Annotated in this window: 20 protein-coding genes; 9 read left to right on the plus strand and 11 right to left on the minus strand. The window is 32.8% G+C overall.

What is annotated here, in order from left to right:
• From NH341_RS08375 to NH341_RS08410, 8 genes are all read left to right on the plus strand, one after another.
• Entirely contained in the window at positions 1 to 1,140 is a 1,140-nt protein-coding gene (locus NH341_RS08375) for a hypothetical protein (protein WP_253056414.1), read from the plus strand.
• Complete coding sequence (locus NH341_RS08380) at positions 1,140 to 1,526, plus strand: hypothetical protein (RefSeq protein ID WP_253056416.1); 387 nt, start codon at positions 1,140 to 1,142, stop codon at positions 1,524 to 1,526. The genes NH341_RS08375 and NH341_RS08380 overlap by 1 nt, the downstream gene beginning before the upstream one ends.
• Positions 1,527 to 1,587: 61 nt before the next feature.
• A complete protein-coding gene (locus tag NH341_RS08385; RefSeq protein ID WP_047789062.1) occupies positions 1,588 to 1,944 on the plus strand; it encodes a hypothetical protein in 357 nt (118 codons plus the stop codon).
• A gap of 3 nt (positions 1,945 to 1,947) precedes the next feature.
• Positions 1,948 to 2,307, plus strand: a complete 360-nt coding sequence (locus NH341_RS08390; RefSeq protein WP_253056418.1) for a hypothetical protein — start codon at positions 1,948 to 1,950, stop codon at positions 2,305 to 2,307.
• 29 nt (positions 2,308 to 2,336) lie between these two features.
• Positions 2,337 to 2,669: a hypothetical protein gene (locus NH341_RS08395; protein ID WP_173360357.1), complete on the plus strand. Its 333-nt coding sequence runs from the start codon at positions 2,337 to 2,339 to the stop codon at positions 2,667 to 2,669.
• A 1-nt stretch (position 2,670) separates the two neighbouring features.
• Positions 2,671 to 3,054 carry a hypothetical protein gene (locus NH341_RS08400; protein ID WP_159491424.1) on the plus strand — a complete coding sequence of 128 codons (384 nt, stop codon included), beginning with the start codon at positions 2,671 to 2,673 and terminating at the stop codon, positions 3,052 to 3,054.
• 29 nt (positions 3,055 to 3,083) lie between these two features.
• Positions 3,084 to 3,416 (plus strand): carboxypeptidase-like regulatory domain-containing protein, encoded by a 333-nt coding sequence (locus NH341_RS08405; protein ID WP_253056420.1) that lies wholly within the window; start codon positions 3,084 to 3,086, stop codon positions 3,414 to 3,416.
• A 106-nt stretch (positions 3,417 to 3,522) separates the two neighbouring features.
• Positions 3,523 to 3,951, plus strand: a complete 429-nt coding sequence (locus NH341_RS08410) for a hypothetical protein (RefSeq protein ID WP_159491420.1) — start codon at positions 3,523 to 3,525, stop codon at positions 3,949 to 3,951.
• A 699-nt stretch (positions 3,952 to 4,650) separates the two neighbouring features.
• On the opposite strand, the gene NH341_RS08415 is transcribed toward NH341_RS08410, so the two are convergent.
• Together NH341_RS08415 and NH341_RS08420 are read right to left on the minus strand one after the other, a co-directional pair.
• Positions 4,651 to 5,472, minus strand: a complete 822-nt coding sequence (locus NH341_RS08415) for a DNA-binding domain-containing protein (RefSeq protein WP_253056422.1) — start codon at positions 5,470 to 5,472, stop codon at positions 4,651 to 4,653.
• Between the two features lie 237 nt (positions 5,473 to 5,709).
• Positions 5,710 to 7,101, minus strand: a complete 1,392-nt coding sequence (locus NH341_RS08420; protein ID WP_173360348.1) for a hypothetical protein — start codon at positions 7,099 to 7,101, stop codon at positions 5,710 to 5,712.
• 229 nt (positions 7,102 to 7,330) lie between these two features.
• Between NH341_RS08420 and NH341_RS08425 the strand changes: the two genes are divergently transcribed.
• Positions 7,331 to 9,346 (plus strand): hypothetical protein, encoded by a 2,016-nt coding sequence (locus NH341_RS08425; RefSeq protein WP_173360347.1) that lies wholly within the window; start codon positions 7,331 to 7,333, stop codon positions 9,344 to 9,346.
• A gap of 611 nt (positions 9,347 to 9,957) precedes the next feature.
• Here NH341_RS08425 and argH read toward each other — a convergent pair.
• The 9 genes from argH to NH341_RS08470 form a co-directional block, all read right to left on the minus strand.
• Positions 9,958 to 11,229, minus strand: coding sequence for an argininosuccinate lyase (gene argH / locus NH341_RS08430; RefSeq protein WP_173360346.1), 1,272 nt, complete (start codon positions 11,227 to 11,229; stop codon positions 9,958 to 9,960).
• A gap of 364 nt (positions 11,230 to 11,593) precedes the next feature.
• Positions 11,594 to 12,667, minus strand: a complete 1,074-nt coding sequence (locus NH341_RS08435) for a M20 family metallo-hydrolase (protein WP_173360345.1) — start codon at positions 12,665 to 12,667, stop codon at positions 11,594 to 11,596.
• Complete coding sequence (argB, locus tag NH341_RS08440; protein WP_253056424.1) at positions 12,664 to 13,443, minus strand: acetylglutamate kinase; 780 nt, start codon at positions 13,441 to 13,443, stop codon at positions 12,664 to 12,666. Before argB ends, NH341_RS08435 begins: the two co-directional genes overlap by 4 nt.
• 318 nt (positions 13,444 to 13,761) lie before the next feature.
• Positions 13,762 to 14,700, minus strand: coding sequence for an acetylornithine carbamoyltransferase (locus NH341_RS08445; RefSeq protein ID WP_253056426.1), 939 nt, complete (start codon positions 14,698 to 14,700; stop codon positions 13,762 to 13,764).
• Positions 14,697 to 15,824, minus strand: coding sequence for an aspartate aminotransferase family protein (locus NH341_RS08450; RefSeq protein WP_253056428.1), 1,128 nt, complete (start codon positions 15,822 to 15,824; stop codon positions 14,697 to 14,699). Before NH341_RS08450 ends, NH341_RS08445 begins: the two co-directional genes overlap by 4 nt.
• The gene (gene proC / locus NH341_RS08455) at positions 15,824 to 16,621 is read right to left on the minus strand and encodes a pyrroline-5-carboxylate reductase (protein WP_253056430.1); all 798 of its coding nucleotides are present in this window, start codon (positions 16,619 to 16,621) and stop codon (positions 15,824 to 15,826) included. The genes NH341_RS08450 and proC overlap by 1 nt, the downstream gene beginning before the upstream one ends.
• Positions 16,622 to 16,712: 91 nt before the next feature.
• On the minus strand, positions 16,713 to 17,690 hold the full coding sequence (gene argC / locus NH341_RS08460) for an N-acetyl-gamma-glutamyl-phosphate reductase (protein ID WP_253056432.1): 978 nt from the start codon (positions 17,688 to 17,690) through the stop codon (positions 16,713 to 16,715).
• A 139-nt stretch (positions 17,691 to 17,829) separates the two neighbouring features.
• Positions 17,830 to 19,008 (minus strand): argininosuccinate synthase, encoded by a 1,179-nt coding sequence (gene argG, locus NH341_RS08465; protein WP_253056434.1) that lies wholly within the window; start codon positions 19,006 to 19,008, stop codon positions 17,830 to 17,832.
• Positions 19,005 to 19,616 (minus strand): GNAT family N-acetyltransferase, encoded by a 612-nt coding sequence (locus NH341_RS08470; protein ID WP_253056436.1) that lies wholly within the window; start codon positions 19,614 to 19,616, stop codon positions 19,005 to 19,007. The genes argG and NH341_RS08470 overlap by 4 nt, the downstream gene beginning before the upstream one ends.
• Between the last annotated feature and the right edge of the window lie 513 nt (positions 19,617 to 20,129).

The raw sequence follows: 20,129 nt of genomic DNA on the forward strand, positions 1-20,129 counted from the left end.
ATGCCAAGTTTTGTCCCCCTAGGAATAGCTGATTACAGTGGAAATAGTGAAAGAGGCTTTGTACAATTTACTTACCAAATAGCCGATAATAATGCCAAAGAACTAACGCTACAAATTAGAGATGGAAGCTCGGTTATTTATGAAGAAAAAATAACTGATGCTAACAAACTAAAACAAGGAGAGCACATTTGGAAATGGGATGGGTTTGATAGCGGAGGAATTTTAGACACTGCTAAACTAACACAATACGAAAATTTAAACCTGTATACTATTGGCGTAGATAACTCAAATAACTACAGCAGAAAAAAGTTAGATTTTAGTATGCGTTACGATGAGGTTAAATGGGTTGATGTAAAGGTTGATAAAAACTCTAAAAGAATAGATGTTACATTACGTGTTAACTTAAAAGATGGAGGAGTAAGAGGGGTAGAGTGTAAAGAGGTTATTCACAGAGATCATCTTAACCCAGGTATGAGAACTTCAAAAAAAGTATGTCCATGGGATAAAATACCACAAGAAGCGTTATCTTATTATGGTAAGTCTCCTATTAAGAATAGAACAAAGAGCTTTGAAGAACTGAAAAAAATGGCATTAGAAGGGATAAATAAGTACTGGAGTAGACACAGTAATAATATAGGGAAAGGAGTAAATATTAATGGAGAGTTTTATGAACTTTATGTAAACTCTTTAATTTTTGAAAATGGAGCTAAAGCTCCTGAAATAACATTTTTAACTAACAAAGAGGCAGGAAGGTCTAGAAATTGGGAATTATCAAGGATACTATTTTATAATGTTGGGTACTTATTTTATGATGAATGGAAATCTCTAAGTAAAAATAGAAGTTTATATAAAAATAAAGGCTGGTATTATGAAAATGGTGATGAAGAAGACTTTAAAATGACTTCTGCTCATGAAGTTGGTCATGAGATTTTATTAAAATATGGGGGGCATAGATATTCTAAAAGCCATAAAGGGAGTTCAACGATATTAACCCAAGAAGATAAAAATATACCTTTACCCAAAAAAGGAGAAATAGATTTAATGAAGTATTATGATAATTATTACGATAAAACAAGAACTGTTGCTTCTGTAAAAGATGTATTAGGTTTATTATGGTTAACTAAATTAAAACTAAAGTAATGAAACATTATACATATATAGTATTTTTATTAGCACTTGTATCATGCAAAACAGATTATGTTTTTATTGATTCTTTTAAGGGGGGAGTTTATGATATAACTAATAATAAACCAATTAAAGGAGTAGTTATACAAACTGATTCTTTAGCTATTAATTTTTTTGAGCCTATAAAAACAAAAAACGACGGCTCTTTTTACGTGGATGGAATGACAGTTAAAAGTTATAAGACATATGTTGTTAATCGTAAAAATATTTCTTTTAAACTATATTTTAAATCAAAGTACTATAGTTGCCATACGATAGACTTAAAAAGTTATAATAAAGATAATAGAAAATTAGATGTCGTTAAACTAGGAAAAATATACCTAAAACCGTTAAACAAATAAAAAGAAGAGTTTTAGAAAAAGATGTGCTAAGTTTACTTTGGTTAACTAAATTAAAATTGAAATGAGAAAGCTGTTTTTAATAATTTTGCTGATTGTAATAACTCAATCTTGTTCAACAAAGTATCACGGTTATGTTTATGACTTTGATAAAGAAACTCCTTTAAATAAAGTGAAAGTTTATTATAAAGATTCTACAGATTTTGTTCTTAGTAATAAAGAAGGATATTTTGAGGTAAAAAAGAGTGCTACAATAAAATACCTTCTCTTTGAAAAAGAAGATTATCGAAGATTTAGTTTAAGTACATTCGATAGACAAAATGAATTTATAAAAGAACAGCCATTTGGAGATACTATCTATTTAATATCAAAAAATAGTAAACATAGAAGACCTCAAATAGCATTACCTATTAGAAACTAAAAAATGAGGCTTTGTTACTTACTATTAATAGCACTTATTTTGAATTCTTGTTCGTCAAGAATAGAAAGACCAGAAATTAAAGGAACACTATACGATTCTTTAACATACAAACCAATTAAAGGTGTATTAATACAGATTGATGATGAACATATAAAGTCCAATAACCAAGGAAAGTTTACCATACAGAGAGTAAAGAAAAGAGTGATGTTTAATTTTGAAGGCGGGCATGTTCCTTTATCTTATTCAATGGAATTAAAACATCCAAAATACAAGAGTATCAAAATAGAAAAAGGAACAAGAGGGAGTTTTGGAGAAGAGGCAATATTGTATGATTCAATCTTCCTAAAACCACTTGAAAAGTAAGTGTGTTCTAGGCATGTTATGTAGCTAAAATGAAAAACGTATTATTACTAACATTATTACTTTTAACAGTTTCTTGCAAACAAGAACTATGTGATTGTTACCACGGCTATGTATTAGATGAAAACAAAGAGCCAATAAATAAAGTAAAAATAATAGAAAGCTCATCTTATTCACAGCATACCTATTCTAAAAGTGATGGCTATTTTTATCTAAATAGAAAAGCAGATTTTATTAGTGAATTAATTTTTGTTAAAGAAGGTTATATCTCAGATACTATTTCTCCTTATACAGCGAACAGAAGAGGAGATAAATCGTTATTCGTTCATAGAAAAGACACTTTATTTATGAAGAGGAAAGAATAAAATGAAAAAAGTAGCATTCATATTTATAATAGTAACATTAACAAGCTGTTTTGTAAAAAGAGTTAGTAGACCTCCTATCATGGGTTATATATATAACTCTGAAACATTACAAAGAATAGATAGTGTTGATGTAGTAACTTGGGATTCAGTAAAAAAAGATTATTCTACTGAAACCAGTAGTGATGTAAACGGGAGTTTCTTTTTAAAAATGAAAACTTACTACGATAAAATGGCCATAGGAGGTGAAGCTCCTATGGGCTTTTTTAAGTTTAGTTTAATAAAAAAAGGATATGAAAAAAGAAGTATTGAGAGAAGAGGTAGGTATGGTTTTACAAAAGACACTATAAGATTCGACTCAATTTTCCTAAAACCACTAGAAAAGTAAACGTATTCTACAGATGTTATGCAGCTAAAATGAAAAACGTATTATTACTAACACTATTACTTTTAACAGTTTCTTGCAAACAAGAGCTATGTGATTGTTATCACGGTTATGTATTTGATGAAAATAAAAAGCCAATAGATAATGTAAAAGTTTATGAAGAAGCAGTGTTGTCAAATTCCACATACACAAATAAAGAAGGATATTTTAAACTAGATAGAGATTCATTTATAGCAAATTTAATTTTTAAAAAAGAAGGATTTGAAATAGATAGAATAAGCCCTTATATAGAGTTTAGAGGGGGTGATAAAACAATCTTTATAACTAAAAAGTCAGACACTTTATTTATGAAGAGAAAAGAATAAAATGAGAAAACCCCTATTCATATTTTTCATTGCTTTATTACTATTCTGTGAAGAAGAAAGCAATACTTCCTTTAGAAGACTAAAGTTAGGTTCTAATAAATAAAACATGGTAAAAATTTTCCTCATACTATTTGCACTAGGTTCTTTAATATTAATTCTTAGTTCTCGATTTAGAAAACAAAAGCTATATTTAAAAGTACTTATTTACCTCTCTTTTACTATTGTATCAGTTTTTACATTCTTTATAACAATTATATATTTATGGAACTCTAGCGAAGATTATCACCAACGAAGGCATTTTATGGGGATTTGGAATATACAAGTTTTAAATACTACGGAAACCCCTATAAAAAAGGTTAAAGTAATTAATCTAAGAGAACCAACAGATACAATTATATCAGATATTGATGGAACTGTAAATCTATATGAGTTTAGAGAAGGCTTGGTAGTACTTCAGGCAGAAGGCTATATTCCAGACACCATAAATGTAGCTGAAATGCCAAGTACAAAGGTGTATTTAAATAAGCTAAAATAAGTTTCTTTTTATCCTCATTACGAGGAGGATACGACGAGGTAATCTGTTTATTTAGAACTCAAAACATAGAGATTACTTCGCTTTAGCCTGTCTTGAGCCTTTCGACTTCGCTAAAGATAAACTTAAATCGAAAGGCTCGCAATGACGTTAACAAACAGCAAACCGTCATTCCGAACGGTAGTGAGAAACCGTAAGGTTCAGCGTAGCTAAATCTCACTCAAAAGAGTTACCCTTATTCTTTTATTGTAATCACTGTCAGTTCGAGTGATTTTTATTGAGTGATAACGAAGTAAAAATAGTATCGAGAACTATTATAAAACTTCTCGATACAAAATTATTTTTATTTCATTTCAATAATTTTACTCGAAGTGACACTAGATGATAAAAAGAATATAGAACAAAGACCTATAAATAAGTCTTTACTCTAACAGCGAAGCGGTCTATTCTCTTGGCTCTAAAATAACCATCATAACGAAGAACGATAAAACACCATATAAAACATTGAGAATTTTGTTAGTTATACTAGTAAACACCTCATACCCATTAAAAACCATAGCAAAAAGAGTATATAACATAAAAAAGTACGAGCATAGAGCTCGTACAGATTATAAAATATAGTTTTTGTCTTAACCTTCAGACACTACTGTCTGAAGTCACAGGATAGTACTGTCTGATGTCAACGGACAGTAGTGTCGTGTGTTACGATACAGTAAGGCTAAATGTAGATTCAGATACCTTAAGTTCTTTTAAGAAGCGATCTAATTTAGAAGTAGCCTGCGTTTTAATTCTAACACGGTAATTACCCGCAGCAAGAGCAGGAGCTTGACCAATAATCTTCTTATAGCTGTTTTGAGCTAAATAAGATACCTTAGTTTCGGTACCATCTTCGGCAACAAAATACAAGCCAACCTCAGGTAAGTCACCAGCAACTTTTAAACGCAAACCATTCAGCTCAAACAATCCGTTGGCAGATAAGGTAGTATTCGTAGTTGCTGTGGTAATATCTTTTAAATTATTAATAACTGTGTTGGTAATAGGAGCAGTTACTTTTTGTAGCGGAATATCGTCCTTAATTTCGTTGATTAACTTTCCGCTGTTGAGGTTTACGTGTAGTTTATGAGTATCAGGATTAAAACCATCTTCCTCAGTATCAAAAACCCCAGAAATAGAATACCCAATATTTAGTAAGGGGAGGTTAATATTATCGCCGTCTTCTATCGACTCGATAATCTCTTCATAGTAAGAGTTAAGCACCGCTACAATATCGGTTTTACTTACTAGGTTACGTTTACTCAACATTTTATCAATCAACTCGTCTTGATTAATAGTACGCTCTGTTAATATGCGTGCTGAGTAGTTGGTTTCATCGGTTAACTTGTTTTCAATTAAATAGTACTTCATCATATTGATTTTTAAATTATTTACTTTTCCTTTTGAATCCTTTTTTGGGTAGTAACAGCTAGCATACTGGAGCAATAACCAATACATGCAAAACCATTTACTAACCTTGGTGTTATTCATCACCAAACAGTCAGGTACAAGCGTACCTTTATAGCATTAACTTCGTAAAGATGTTGTAAAATTGAATGTGATATAATAGTAATAAGGGATAGCAATTTACTTTTTACAAACAATTTTTATAGCTGATACTAAAGTAGTTGTTTTTCGTTTTAACTCTCTGACTTTATGAGTTTTTTAACGTTTTAGATAGTATGTAAATAGAAAACACGGATGTGGAATCCGCGCAATGAAGTTCTTTTAATCTAGTTTAGTTATTTTAATTATTTTTTCAGCGACTTCTACTAACTCATTTAAGCTTGATTCTTTAGAGTTATTAGTAGACCTTCTACTTTCCCTTTTCCTTAAAGGATCCTTATGAATTTCTTCAAGAGCTGTTTTAATATAATGTACATATTCTTTATTATCATCAGTTCCGTTTTTCTTTAATTGTTCAGAGAATCCAACAATTGCTTTTGATAATACCATTTTATATGCATAATCTTCGATTATATTTTTTTGTTTAGTATACTGATTGGCACAAAAAACTGTACCAATTATGGGTAATGGTAAAAGAGAAATTCTACCAATTAAAATATTAATATTTCCTGAAGAAGCTTCTAATACCCATATACCTAAAATAACTGTTAGGACTAAACATATAGCTGCACCAAAAACCCAACTTCCAAAGATCCATTTATTATCAGCTTTTTCGTATTGGCTTTGAAAAGAAGCACTTATACCTTCTGCTGTAGTATAATTAAGAGCTTTTTTAGAAGAGTTGATTAGTTGAACAGCTTTTTTCAAAACAACTTTTCTTTCTTCTTCATATTCATCAAGTTTAGCGTAGTATTTTTGTGTTCTTTGCTCAAGAGTATCAAGTCTTGATTCTCTTTCTATAACCTTATCACCAAAAGAAGTAATTAATTTTTCATTAGACTTACTTTCATTAAGGGACTCGGCTATTTTATCTAAGTTTTCAGTAGCCTCGTCTTTTATTGAGTCTAATTCTTGATTTATTTTTTCAAGTCTTTCTGATTCTTTGATTAATTCATCTTTATGAATTAATAATTGATCTAACTCTTCCTTAATTTCTTGTAATCTGTCATTACTTTTTATTAGCTTTTCTTCAATTGATAGGTTATTAGTGTTTATATTTTCCTTTAGCTCTTTAGACTCTATTAATACTTGTTGAAGTTGGGTTTTAATTTCCTTTACTTCTTCAATTTCCTTTTCAAACTCTCTTAGTCTTTCAGAAGAGTTTCTGATATTGTAACTCCTAAGGAGAGCTTTTAATTCTTCAAATACAATAATATATCGACTAGGTAAGCTTATGTCATAGGCTATTTCTTCTAGATAAGAAAAAATTCGTTCGCGTTCATTATAAGTTGATATTTTAATAAACTTAGAAGGATGTTTAGTAAGAGTGGAAATATCCGTCAATAAAGATTCAATTTCAGTAATTAAGAGTTTTAAAGTATATTCTTCTTCGTTGCCATACCTAATATTATCATATTCTTTTAAGTCTAGGTTTTTTATTTGTTCTCGAATATTATCTCTTTCTTCTCTAATGTTTTTAATTGTATCTAGCTCCATGCCTTTATTATAAGTAACCTTTATTATAAGTAAATATAAGAACCATATTCCACTCATTTCTACGGTTTTCCGCAACCCAAATTGCGGTTATCCGCAAAACATACATTATTACACATATAATTACCATTTAATAACACAATAGTTGTTATTACTAATGATATTTTACTACTTTTAAATTGTTAATATGCAGTTATATAGGGTTTTAACTAGTGTTTTGCTGCTGGTTTTAAAGACTGTTGTAACTGTATGTGCACAAAAAAATAACTAACCAAACTAACTAAAAATTATGAAAACCCTAAGCACTTGCTTAGCACTCTTTTTTTATGTGCTATGCATTAACGGACAAACACAAACTATTAACTGTGAATTTGAAATTAAAAAGCTTAACAAAGCTTATGAGAATCATTTAGACTTTATAGAAGATAATAAAGAAGAAACTAGTCTAGTAAAAAAGGTTATAAATGAAGAAACAGTAGAAGAACTTAATAAATTAATTGAAGAAAGAAGAAAATATCAAAAAGCACTACATAAAATTTATAATAAGTTTACAAGTTTTAAAGATGTGTGTACCAGTATTCCTATAGATTCTATTAAGGAATGGTTTCCTCATAAAAAACCTCTTGAGTTAGAAGAGGTTAAAGAAATAGAGAAAAAGAAGGAAAAGGAGGAAAAGAAGGAGGAAAAAAAGAAAGATTGTGAATCTGAAATAAAAAAGTTAATTAAAACATTTGAAGATTATGAGAAAGCTAAAGAAGCAAAAGAAAAGGAGATAAACGAAGTTAAAAAAGTAATAACTAGTGAAACTTTTACAAAGTTAGGTGTCTTAAAAGAAGAGAGAAATAATATTATAAATTCGTTAGGAGAAACGTACTCTAAACTTGAAGCGTATAAAATAGATTGCCCTTCAGTGACTTTAGAAAATATAAAAGAATGGTACAAAGAAGAAAAACCTTCTGTATTAGCAATTCTTTTTAAAGGAGAAGAAAATGAACCCGTAACCTACAGCTATTTTAATGAGAATGTAATTATAAGCGAAGATATAAACGGAAAGGATACAAAACAGAAAAAGATATTTAATCAGGTATTAAAGCAAGTAAATCAAGAAGCCTATTTTGGAGACATTACCATACCTAAAGATGGGCAAGAGTTTTGTTTTTATAAAAAGAAAAGTAGTAATGACACTATAAATAAAAGTGACCCTGTACGATTGCCATTAAAGAAATACAAGTTTAAAAAGATAGATATTGAAATACGCGATGGTAGCTTAGCTGATATTCAGGTATTGGTAGAATATAAGGGAAGTTTACTATTGTTTGAAAACTATGTAGGGGTAAGCTTTTTACGATATGGGTATTGGGCATCTGAAAACTTCCTTTTTTACTCACAAAAACAACCAACAACCAATGTTGATGAAAAAGAGTTTGAAAACCTTCGTATTCGTTTAAGTGATGTACTAATGTATAAGTATAAAATAGGAAACAACTACATCCCTCATGACTTAACGTTGGAACTGCCTAAAGAAGATATTGATGGAAACAAAACCAACTTAACAGCCCCAGCAACCTATCAAATAAAACAAGATACTTACTTAGATAAAATAGTAGAGCTACGTGCTTATACCGACTTTTTAGCACTCTTTGGAGAGTCTGACAACGGATTGGTGCAGTTAGAAGGAAGCGCAAAGTTTTATGTATTTCCTTTTTCAAGGCAAATCTTTAGTTCTTCAATGCAATACGAATTTTTAAAATCAATTACACCTTATGTACACTATGCTAAGTTTGAAGAAGACAAAGGTTTAGTTACCGCAACAGGTGGTGTAATAGGAAATACGTTAGACTTGGTAGAAAAACGCTTTTTAACCGTAGGTGGAGAAGTAAACTTCTTTGAAGTGTATCAAAAAAACTATCCTATGAAAATGAACTTTTTTGGTACGATAGACTATAATCTAACGAGAGTTCAAAACGATACCCAAGGAGTAGAAAACTTAAAAGCATTGAGTTATGGAGGAGGAATAAGCTTATCATCAAAACGATTTAACAACTTCGGTTTCAATTACAAATTAGGACTTCACTGGTTTGATTATAAAAGCTATAACGGGTCTAGCACAATAGATTTAGACTTTAAAGTACCTGTATTAAAGAATCAAGCAGAGGTGTTTTATCACCCTAACAAAAACCCAAATCAAGCTATTTTTGCAAGATTAGTAACCTACAATTACAAAGGAAGTGAAAGCGATGAGGCTTTTTACCAGTTTCAATTTGGATATAAGTTCTCCATAGGCTCAAGAACAGTAAAGAAATAAAGTAAAAAAGAGGTTATTTGTTAAGAATAACCTCTTTTTATATAACAGTTTTATGAGTTCTATTAAAATCTAACAAAATTCTAATTTCATTGTGTCACCTCGAACCTATGTGAGAGGTCTCAAGGCAATGAGTTACACCTTTTAATAAGATTCCTCCTCGTGCCTCGTTCGGAATGACAGATAACTTAGAACAAAGAAACAAGACCGCTTCGCTGTTAGAATATAGATTCACAAGCGTCATTTCGACCAGCGGGAGAAACCGTAAGGTTCAGCGTAGCTGAATCTTTATACTCTGAACTCTCAACAAACAGATTACTTCGTCGTATCCTCCTCGTAATGACAATGGGTTTGTCATTTCGACCAGCGGGAGAAATCTTATAATTGTATGTTAGGAACTGTTAAGAATGTTCTAGGCTTAAATTAAACAGATTCCTCCTCGTACCTCGTTCGTAATGACAGTATACTATTGTATAGGTTTACGTCATTGCGAGCCTTTCGACTGTCGCACAAGACAGGCTAAAGCGAAGCAATCTCTAGGTTTAGAGTTCTCAACAAACAGATTACTTCGTCGTATCCTCCTCGTAATGACGACTTTTTTTTAGTATCTACCACTAACCAAGCTTCTCACGTATTTTATCCAAACATAAATTATCAATACTACCCACATGCGTATGTTTTTTAGAAGTATCGGGTGTATATGTACCGTTAATAACTTCGCCACCAATTTTTTGATAAGCTTCTCTAAAACTCATACCGTTTTCAACCAAGGTATTCATATTGTCTACTGTAAATAGATATTTGTATTTCTCATCCTGTAAGTCAATATCTTTTACAATAATTTGCTGAATAGCATAGTCAAAAATATCTAACACATCTTTTAGCTCCTCAAAAGCATTGATGATATTTTCTTTTAATAACTGATAATCTCTATGATATCCACTTGGTAAATTGTTGGTGATTAACAAAGTTTCGGTATACAACGCTTGGATTTTATTGCACTTTCCTCTAATCAATTCAAACACATCAGGATTCTTTTTATGCGGCATAATGCTACTACCTGTAGTCAATTCATCTGGGAAAGAGATAAAATCAAAATTCTGACTCATATACAGGCAGATATCCATCGCAAAACGAGCTAGTGTATTACTCACACTACCCAACGCCATGGTAAGGGTACGCTCACTTTTTCCTCTACTCATTTGAGCTGCCACCACATTGTATTTTAAGGTTTCAAACCCTAGTTCTTTTGTGGTGAATTCTCTATCGATTGGGAAAGAACTTCCATATCCTGCAGCAGAACCTAACGGATTTTGATCTACTGTTTTTAGCGCTGCATTAACCATGTGTAAATCGTCAATTAGCAATTCAGCATACGCAGAAAACCATAATCCGAAAGAAGAAGGCATTGCCACTTGTAAGTGGGTGTACCCAGGTAATAACTTGGTTTTATGTTCTTCTGCCAACTCTAATAACGTATTGAAAAGTGTTTTAGTTTTATCTGAAATCGATTGCAGGTTGTCTTTATAGTACAATTGTAACGCTACTAAAACCTGATCATTTCTTGAACGTGCGGTATGAATTTTCTTACCAACTTCACTGCACATGTTGGTTAATTCAAACTCAATTTTAGAATGTACATCTTCAAATTGAGCATCTATTATAAAAGTACCTTCTGCCACTTGTTGTTGTAGCGTAGTAATTCCAGCAGTTACTTGTGCTAATTCTTCCGAAGTAATAATACCGATGGAAGCCAGCATTTTTGCATGTGCTAATGATGCTTGCAAGTCGTACGGTGCAATGTGTATGTCTATTTCTCTATCGTTTCCAACAGTGAAATGTTCTATTTTTTTATCTATGGATAATCCTTTGTCCCAAAGTTTCATGTTTTTATGTTTTTTAATTAGTACTGAGTATTGAGAAGTTAGTATTGAGTGTTAAACACTATAACTAACAAAATTCTCATTGTTTGTTTGTCACCTCGAACGTATGTGAGAGGTCTCAAACTTATGAGTTACTCTTTTTAATGAGATTCCTCCCTCTGGTCGGAATGACGATTTGCTTTAGAAAAAGAGGTCTTGTATCTCTTTTCTATGTTTTTTATTTGTTATTTATAATGTCACTTCGAGTAAAATTATTGAAATGAAATAAAAATAATTTTGTACCGAGAAGTTTTCGAATAGTTCTCGATACAATTTTTACTTCGCTATCACTCAATAAAAATCACTCGAACTGACATGTGTACAGTAGCTAATTCTTAACTCCTTTTAATACGTTCTCTAAAAGCTTAACATACAACTCAATTCCTTCCTCAATCTCTTGAAGATAAATAAACTCATCAGCGGTGTGTGAACGTGTGCTGTCTCCAGGTCCTAATTTTAATGACGGACAGCTCAACACTGCTTGGTCAGATAGGGTAGGAGAACCATAGGTTTTTCTTCCTAAAGTAATACCTGCTTGCACCAAAGGGTGTTCTTTTGGTATTGATGATGAATTCAAATTCAAACTTCTTGGTTGTATGTTACAAGGCGCATTTTGCTGTAAATAGTCGCTAACTTCTTGATTGGTGTATTTATCGTTTACACGAACATCGACCACTAATTTTACTTCGGAAGGAACAGCGTTGTGTTGTTTTCCTGCATTGATTTGTGTTACCGTGAGTTTTACGTCTCCCAAGATTTCAGAAGTTTTTTCAAACTCAATATTTTTAAACCACTGCAATACTTCAATGGTGTTGTAAATAGCATTATCATGGTTCGGATGTGCTGCATGACTAGGGGTTCCGCTTACCTCAGCGTCAAAAACGACTAGACCTTTTTCAGCAATAGCTAAATTCATTAAAGTAGGTTCTCCTACGATGGCTACATCAATGTTAGGTAAGGTTTTTAGTAATCCGTTTAAACCGTTAGGACCGCTGCTTTCTTCTTCGGCAGTTCCTGCAAATACCAAATTATACGCTAAGTTTTCTTTTTGATAGAAATAGGTATAGGTTGCTAGTAATGATACCAAACAGCCTCCCGCATCGTTACTTCCCAAACCATAGAGTTTTCCTTCTTCCACAATCGCTTTAAAAGGATCTTTGGTATAGCCGTTATTAGGTTTTACCGTATCGTGATGCGAGTTGAGTAACAGCGTAGGTTTGTTAGCATCAAAATGTTTGTTTACCGACCACACATTGTTCTGAGTTCTAGTGTATGGAATATCATACTCTTTAAACCAGTTTTCTAGCAGTAGGGCAGTAGCATCTTCTTCCGAAGAAAAAGATGGTGTTTCTATTAGGTTTTTTAACAGATTGATGGCTTTTGTGGTAAGTCTTTGTATCATGATAGTTGTAATGAGGTGTGTTTGTTTTTTGAGTTAAATACCATAGCTGTATTGCCTATGTGTACTTTTTGAACGTTGTTTTTTAGGGCGTGAAAGCAGTTATCTAGTTTAGGAAGCATTCCTTCAAATATGACTCCGTCAGCTTTTAATTGCGCGTAGGATTCTGAAGTGATTTGTTCGATAATAGAGTTGTCATCGGTTACATCACTTAGCACTCCTGATTTTTCAAAACAGTAATATAGTTCTGTACTAAAATGAGCAGAGAGACCTATAGCAATTTCTGAGGCTATGGTATCTGCATTTGTGTTTAATAACTGTCCGTTAGCATCGTGCGTAATCGCACAAAACACAGGCGTTACTTCGTTATTAATTAATATGGTTAGTACTTGCGGGTTTACGGTAACAACGTCGCCTGCAAATCCGTAATCTATAGGTTCTGCAGGACGTTTGGTTGATACAATAGTATTTCCGTCCGCTCCTGTAAAACCTATAGCGTTGGTGTTATGCGCTTGTAACTGCGCAACAATTTGCTTGTTGATTTTACCTGCATATACCATAGTAATCAAATCTAAAGTTTGCGTATCGGTTACACGTCTGCCATCAATCATCATCACAGGAATATTCAACTGTTTAGCCAATTCAGAAGCTAGTTTACCTCCACCATGAACTAATACTTTCGGACCTTTTAGTTGAGCGAAATCAGCTAAGAAACTATGTAAGGCTTTCTCATCATTAATGATGTTTCCACCTATTTTTACAATCTTTATAGTTTTCATTTTTAGTTTTAAGTTTAATTTATTGTTCATTTTTTCTTGATAAAAAACGAACCAAAAAATCAAGTCAGTAAAGAGAAAATTGCTACGCACCACTCATTTTCAAAGCTTCATGCTTAAAGCTACGCTTAGCACTTCCGCTTTTTCATTCATTATTTTTTTTTACAGACAGTTTTCATATTTTAATTCTCTTTTCATTAAATGTCACGTCGAGTTATTTTTCGTACTGAAAGGAAGAAAAATTGTATCGAGACGTTTTCAAGTAGTTCTCGATACATCTCCCTGCGGTCGACACTCGAACTGACAAGTCAAAATTTAAATTCAGCTTAAATGAATTAAAATCTCTTTTAGTACTATCTGTGCAGCAAAGGTTCTGTTGTTGGCTTGTTCAATCACAAGAGAATTGTCACCATCTAAAACCGCATCTTCTGCTACCACATTTCTTCTAATAGGTAAGCAGTGCATAAATTTAGCAGCACCTATTTTTTCCTGAGTAATCATCCAGTTGGGGTCTTCATTTAGTATTTTACCATATTCATTAAAAGAACTCCAGTTTTTAGCATAGATAAAGTCGGCATTTTCAAAAGCTTTCTCTTGATCGTATTCGATAGGAAAGTGTTGTGTGATTTCAGAATCTAACTCGTACCCTTCGGGATGCGTTATAACAAACTCTACATCCATTTTGTGCATGAGGTGAACAAAAGCATTGGCAACCGAATGTGGTAATGCTTTGGGGTGTGGAGCCCAAGACAACACAACTTTAGGTTTATCAGTTTTTTTAGTTTCCGTAATCGTAATTGCATCTGCCAAAGCTTGTAACGGATGGTCAGTAGCGCTTTCCATATTGATAACAGGAACCGTAGCATATTTTACAAAACTGTTGAGTACAATTTCAGAGGTGTCTTTTTCTTTGTCTTTCAACGTCGGAAAAGCTCTTACTGCAATCATATCTGCATACTGAGAAATTACCATGGTAGCTTCTTTAATATGCTCTGAAGTACTTAAATTCATCACAGTACCGTCTTCAAATTCCATATTCCAAGCATTGGTAATATTTAACACGCTTACCTCCATACCTAAGTTTTTAGCCGCTTTTTCGGTGCTTAACCTTGTACGTAAACTAGCATTGAAAAAAATCATGACTAAGGTTTTATGTTGTCCTAAATCAGTAAACTGATAGGGATTTTCTTTTAATTGAATTGCCTTTTGAATGGTATCTGAAAGGTTTTCAATGTCGTTTAGGCTGGTGTATTTTTTCATGACAGTTCCTTTTTTAAAGCCTCGAAAAACACATCGATATGTTGCTTTTGAATGGTTAATGGTGGAAGGATTCTTAATAAGTTCGGATTCTTAGCGCTCCCTGTGAAAATATGATGCTTGAATATTAGGTTCTTTCTTAGGTCAGCAATAGGAAAAACGAATTCCAAACCTAACATGAGACCTCTTCCTTTTACAGTTGTTATCTGCGGAATAGAAGCTGCTTGTTCCATAAAATACGCAGCAATTTGCTGTGCATTTTCCATCAATTGTTCTTTTTGGATGGTTTCAAGAACAGCTAAGGAAGCTGCACAAGCTAAGTGATTACCACCAAAGGTAGTCCCTAATAACCCATAAGAAGCTTCAATACTTGGATGAATTAAAATTCCGCCAACAGGAAATCCGTTCCCCATTCCCTTTGCCATAGAAATGATATGCGGAGTAATGTCGTGTTTTTGAAAAGCAAAGAAATCACCCGTTCTACCAAATCCGCACTGAATTTCATCAGCAATTAATAACGTGTTGTATTGTTTACATAGGTTTTCTAATCCTTGGTAAAAAGTAGTTGATGCTTCGTCTAATCCACCAATACCTTGAATGGTTTCAATAATAATGGCACAAACATCATTGTTTTGTAAGGCTTTTTCAACACCTGCTAAATCTTCAAACTCTAAAAAGATAACTTCTTGCTGCGCATTGATAGGCGCTACAATCTTAGGATTATCGGTTGCTGCTACGGCTGCAGAAGTACGTCCGTGAAATGAATTCTTAAAGGCAATTACCTTTTGCTTATCTGTATGAAAAGAAGCTAGTTTTAAGGCATTTTCATTGGCTTCAGCTCCCGAATTGCATAAGAATAGTTGATAATCTTTACAGCCAGATATGTTTTTTAGTTGTAATGCTAATTCTACTTGCAACGGATTCTGAATCGCGTTGCTATAAAAGCCTAGTTTGCTTACTTGCTCACTAATGTTTTTTACATAGGTAGGGTGTGAGTGCCCGATTGAAATTACGGCATGTCCGCCATATAAATCTAAATACTCTGTGCCTTTATCGTCGTATACATATACATCGTTGGCGGTTACTGGGGTGATATCAAATAGAGGATATACGTTAAATAAACTCATTAGTTTTCTTTTTTTATGGTGTTAATTTTGTTGAATGAAGCAACCATTCCCTGTATTAAAGCAGCACTTAAACCTTTGTGTTCCATTTCATTCAAACCTTCGATGGTACAGCCTTTTGGGGTGGTAACTTTATCGATTTCTTCTTCAGGATGATTTTGGGTAGCTATGAGTAGGTTCGCAGCACCTTCGCTGGTATACATCGCAAGTTCTTGTGCTTCTTTTGCATCGAAACCTAACTGAATAGCGGCTTGTGTAGTTGCCCGTATTAAGCGCATCCAAAAAGCAATTCCACTAGCACATATTACAGTGGCTGCTTGCATTTGATCTTCAGGAATAATCATTGAAGTTCCTAGTTGATTAAAAATAGTTGTAGCTATTTCTAAATCTTCCTTCTTTTGAGTATTACCACTAAGACAAGTCATCGATTTTCCAACGGCAATAGCAGTATTAGGCATGGTTCTGATAATAGTAGTATCTGAACCAATAAGCATTTCCATTTTTTCAATAGAAAAACCAGCAACTGTAGAAATTACTATATGATTATCTGATAACAGAGAATCAGTTTCTTTTAAAAGAGTTTCTAAATGTGTTGGTTGTACTGCAAAAATTAGCACATCAGATGCTGTGATTGCTTCCTTGTTATTAGAACTAATGAAAACGTTGGGTACCTCTTTAAATTCATTGAGTTCTTCAATGTTTCTCTTGGTTAAGAAAAGTTGAGAAAACGAATTGTTTTGTATCAATCCTTTAGCGATCGATTTTCCTAAGTTACCTGTTCCTATAATTGCTATTTTCATTTGAGAAAGTTTAGTTTAGATAAAGTGTTTTGTATTATTCACTTCTTGTATTAAGACATTCATTTTGGTTTACTTAACCCTTCTGTGAGGGTTAAAAATAGTTGGCTTTTAATTGTAATCCTGTATTCTCTTGAAAACCAAATAGTAAGTTCATATTCTGGACTGCTTGCCCAGAAGCTCCTTTTAATAAATTATCAATAATGCTTGTTATGAGGAGCTTATCTCCGTGTTTATGCAAATGAATTAAACACTTATTAGTGTTTACTACCTGTTTTAAGTGTAGTTCATTATCAGCTATGTGTGTAAAAACAGCACCTTTATAGTAGTCTGAATACAGTTGTTGAGCTTCTTCTAAACTTCCTTCAAAATCTGTGTATAACGTTGCGTGAATACCTCTGGAAAAATCTCCTCTGTTAGGAAGAAACAATACCTCTGATTCAAAACTAGATTGAAGCGTATGCAAGGTCTGATTGATTTCTCCTAAATGCTGATGTGTAAAAGGTTTATAGTATGAAAAATTATTATCTCTCCATGTAAAATGAGTAGTTGCTGATAGTGAAGTTCCTGCACCTGTTGCACCTGTAACTGCATTGATATGTAAATCATTCTGTAATAAACCAGTGTCAGCTAATGGAAGTAATCCTAATTGAATAGCCGTAGCAAAACAACCTGGATTGGCAATATAAGAAGTGTTTTGTATTGCTTCTTTTTGAAACTCAGGTAAACCATACACAAACTCTTTTCCTTGAAAGGTACTATCTGCTTCTAGTCTAAAATCGTTCCCTAAATCAATAATTTTTGTATGATTTGAAAAGGTATGTGTTTCTAAAAACTGTTTAGAATTTCCATGCCCTAAGCATAAAAACAGCACATCTACTGAAGCATTGATTTTATTGGTGAATGTTAAATCAGTACTCCCCACCAAATCCTGATGGACATTCGCTATTTTATTACCGGCATTAGAAGTGCTATACACAAAATTAATAGTCGCTTTTGGATGTTGTAATAAAAGCCTAATTAACTCTCCTGCTGTATAACCAGCACCTCCGATGATTCCTACTTGTATCATATTGTTTGTTGTTTTAAATAGTAGAATGAGTTTTCATTCATGAGATCATCACGTCGTTATCACTCCTCATGATGATGTTTTTGTCATTGCGAGCGAAGCGTGGCAATCTGTTTATTGTTAATCACTCACTGTTTACTGTCTACTGATTAACTTGTTGGTATATTTTATTCTGATTTCCTAAGATTTTGATAAAACCTTTCGCATCTTCAGCAGTCCATCCTTTGTTTATTTCACCGTAACTACCAAATTTGGCATTCATTAAATCATGTGGAGAATCAATTCCATCTAAGGTAAAGTGATATGGTTTTAGCGTCACAAAAACATCACCCGTAACTTTTGACTGACTGTTCTCAAAAAAAGCTTCCATATCTCTCATTACAGGATCTAAATACTGACCTTCATGTAAGTGCATCCCGTAAAAGCTAGCTAAATACTCTTTGTGTTGTAATTGCCACTTGGTTAAGGTGTGTTTCTCTAGTAAGTGATGTGCTTTAATAGTAATTAACGCTGCAGCAGCTTCAAAACCAACTCTTCCTTTAATTCCTACAATAGTATCGCCCACGTGAATATCTCTACCAATTCCGAATTTAGAAGCTAAGGCATTCAATTGTTCAATATTTTGCACAGGAGCTTTTTCGTCATCATTAATGGCCACTAACTCACCCTTTACAAAAGAAAGCTTTACTTGTTCAGGTACTATTTTTGTTACTTGAGAAGGGTAGGCGTGTTCTGGTAACGGATGTTCTGAAGTTAAAGTTTCTTCACCTCCCACACTGGTTCCCCATAAACCTTTGTTGACAGAATATTTAGCTTTTTCCCATGACAAATCGATTCCGTTACTTTTTAAATACTCAATTTCTTCCTGTCTTGAAAGTTGTAAATCTCTTATAGGTGTGATGATTTCAATTTCAGGAGCAATAGTTTGAAAAATCATATCAAACCTCACCTGATCGTTTCCAGCACCTGTACTACCATGCGCAATAAAGCTAGCACCAATACTTTTAGCATAGTTTACTATTTCTATGGCTTGTATAATTCTTTCGGCACTTACAGAAAGTGGATACGTATTGTTTTTTAACACGTTACCAAAAATTAAGTACTTAATTACTTTACTGTAATAATCAGTTATGGCATTAATGTTTTTATAGGTAGCAACACCCATCGTGTAGGCGTTGTGTTCAATTTGTTTAATTTCTTCGGAAGAAAACCCGCCAGTGTTTACGCTAACAGCATGAACTTTATATCCTTGTTTTGATAAGCTTACCGCACAGTACGAAGTATCTAATCCGCCACTATAAGCAATTACTAATTTTTTCATTTTTTGTCTTTTTTTAGGAAGATGGTTTCCTTGATTCTTTTTAGCCTTTGAAAGACTTTCTCTTTTACTTTTATGTTCTGAGTTTTTTTGTTCGGATCGTATAACATACCAGTACACAAACACATTTTTTGTTGAGTACGTTGTAGCACGTCGTAATTTTTACAGGTCTGACATCCATTCCAAAAAGATTGATCTTCTGTAAGTTCAGAAAAAGTAACAGGTTTATAACCTAGTTCGCTATTGAGTTTCATAACTGCCAAACCAGTTGTGATACTAAATATTTTGGCATTAGGAAATTTAGCTTTAGAATGCTCAAAAACTACTTTTTTTATTTGTTTGGCTAAACCGATACCTCTATAGTTTGGGTGAACAATCAACCCAGAATTCGCTACAAATTTGCCATGACTCCAGGCTTCGATATAACAAAAGCCAGCAAATTGATCGCCATCTAAGGCAATAACAGCGTTACCATTTTCTAGCTTTGTAATGATGTATTCTGGTTTTCTTTTGGCAATTCCTGTGCCTCTAACCAGAGCAGCTTCGTCAATAGTTTGACAAATAATTTCGGCATACTTACTATGCGATTGATCAGCAATAACAACTCTCATTGAAATTGATTTTAATTATATTTTTTGTTAATAATCCTTAGTTTGAAAGAAGAACTGGACACACCTAGGTTCCCAAAATGAAGTAATACCCTTACGGGCGACGTCGGATAAAAATAGGTCGTACAACAGTAATGTTATTGAAAACAATAACAAGAGTTAATAACGATATAAAAATGTAGATTATAGAAATCAAAAGAATGAAAATAAAATTATACAATACTCAGTTTAGGACAAAAGGAAGACTAGCGTCGGTTGAAAGACCGCACTAAAAAACTGGGTATATAGTTGTATATTTTATTTGTTTGCATAACGGCACAAATCTATAAAATAAATTTTGATAAATGCTAAATAAAAAATAAAAACTTTTATAATGTTAAGTAAAACAGTGGGTTAGGAGGTGTGTTTTTAAGGGGAGAAATAAAAAAAACAAAAAAATATTAGGATAACTAAAAAATAATTTCAAATATTTGTGATATCAGATGAAAAAACAAATATTAAATATCATTTCTATTA

Origin of the sequence: Tenacibaculum sp. XPcli2-G, assembly GCF_024124505.1 — a bacterium.
Lineage (GTDB): Bacteria > Bacteroidota > Bacteroidia > Flavobacteriales > Flavobacteriaceae > Polaribacter > Polaribacter mesophilus.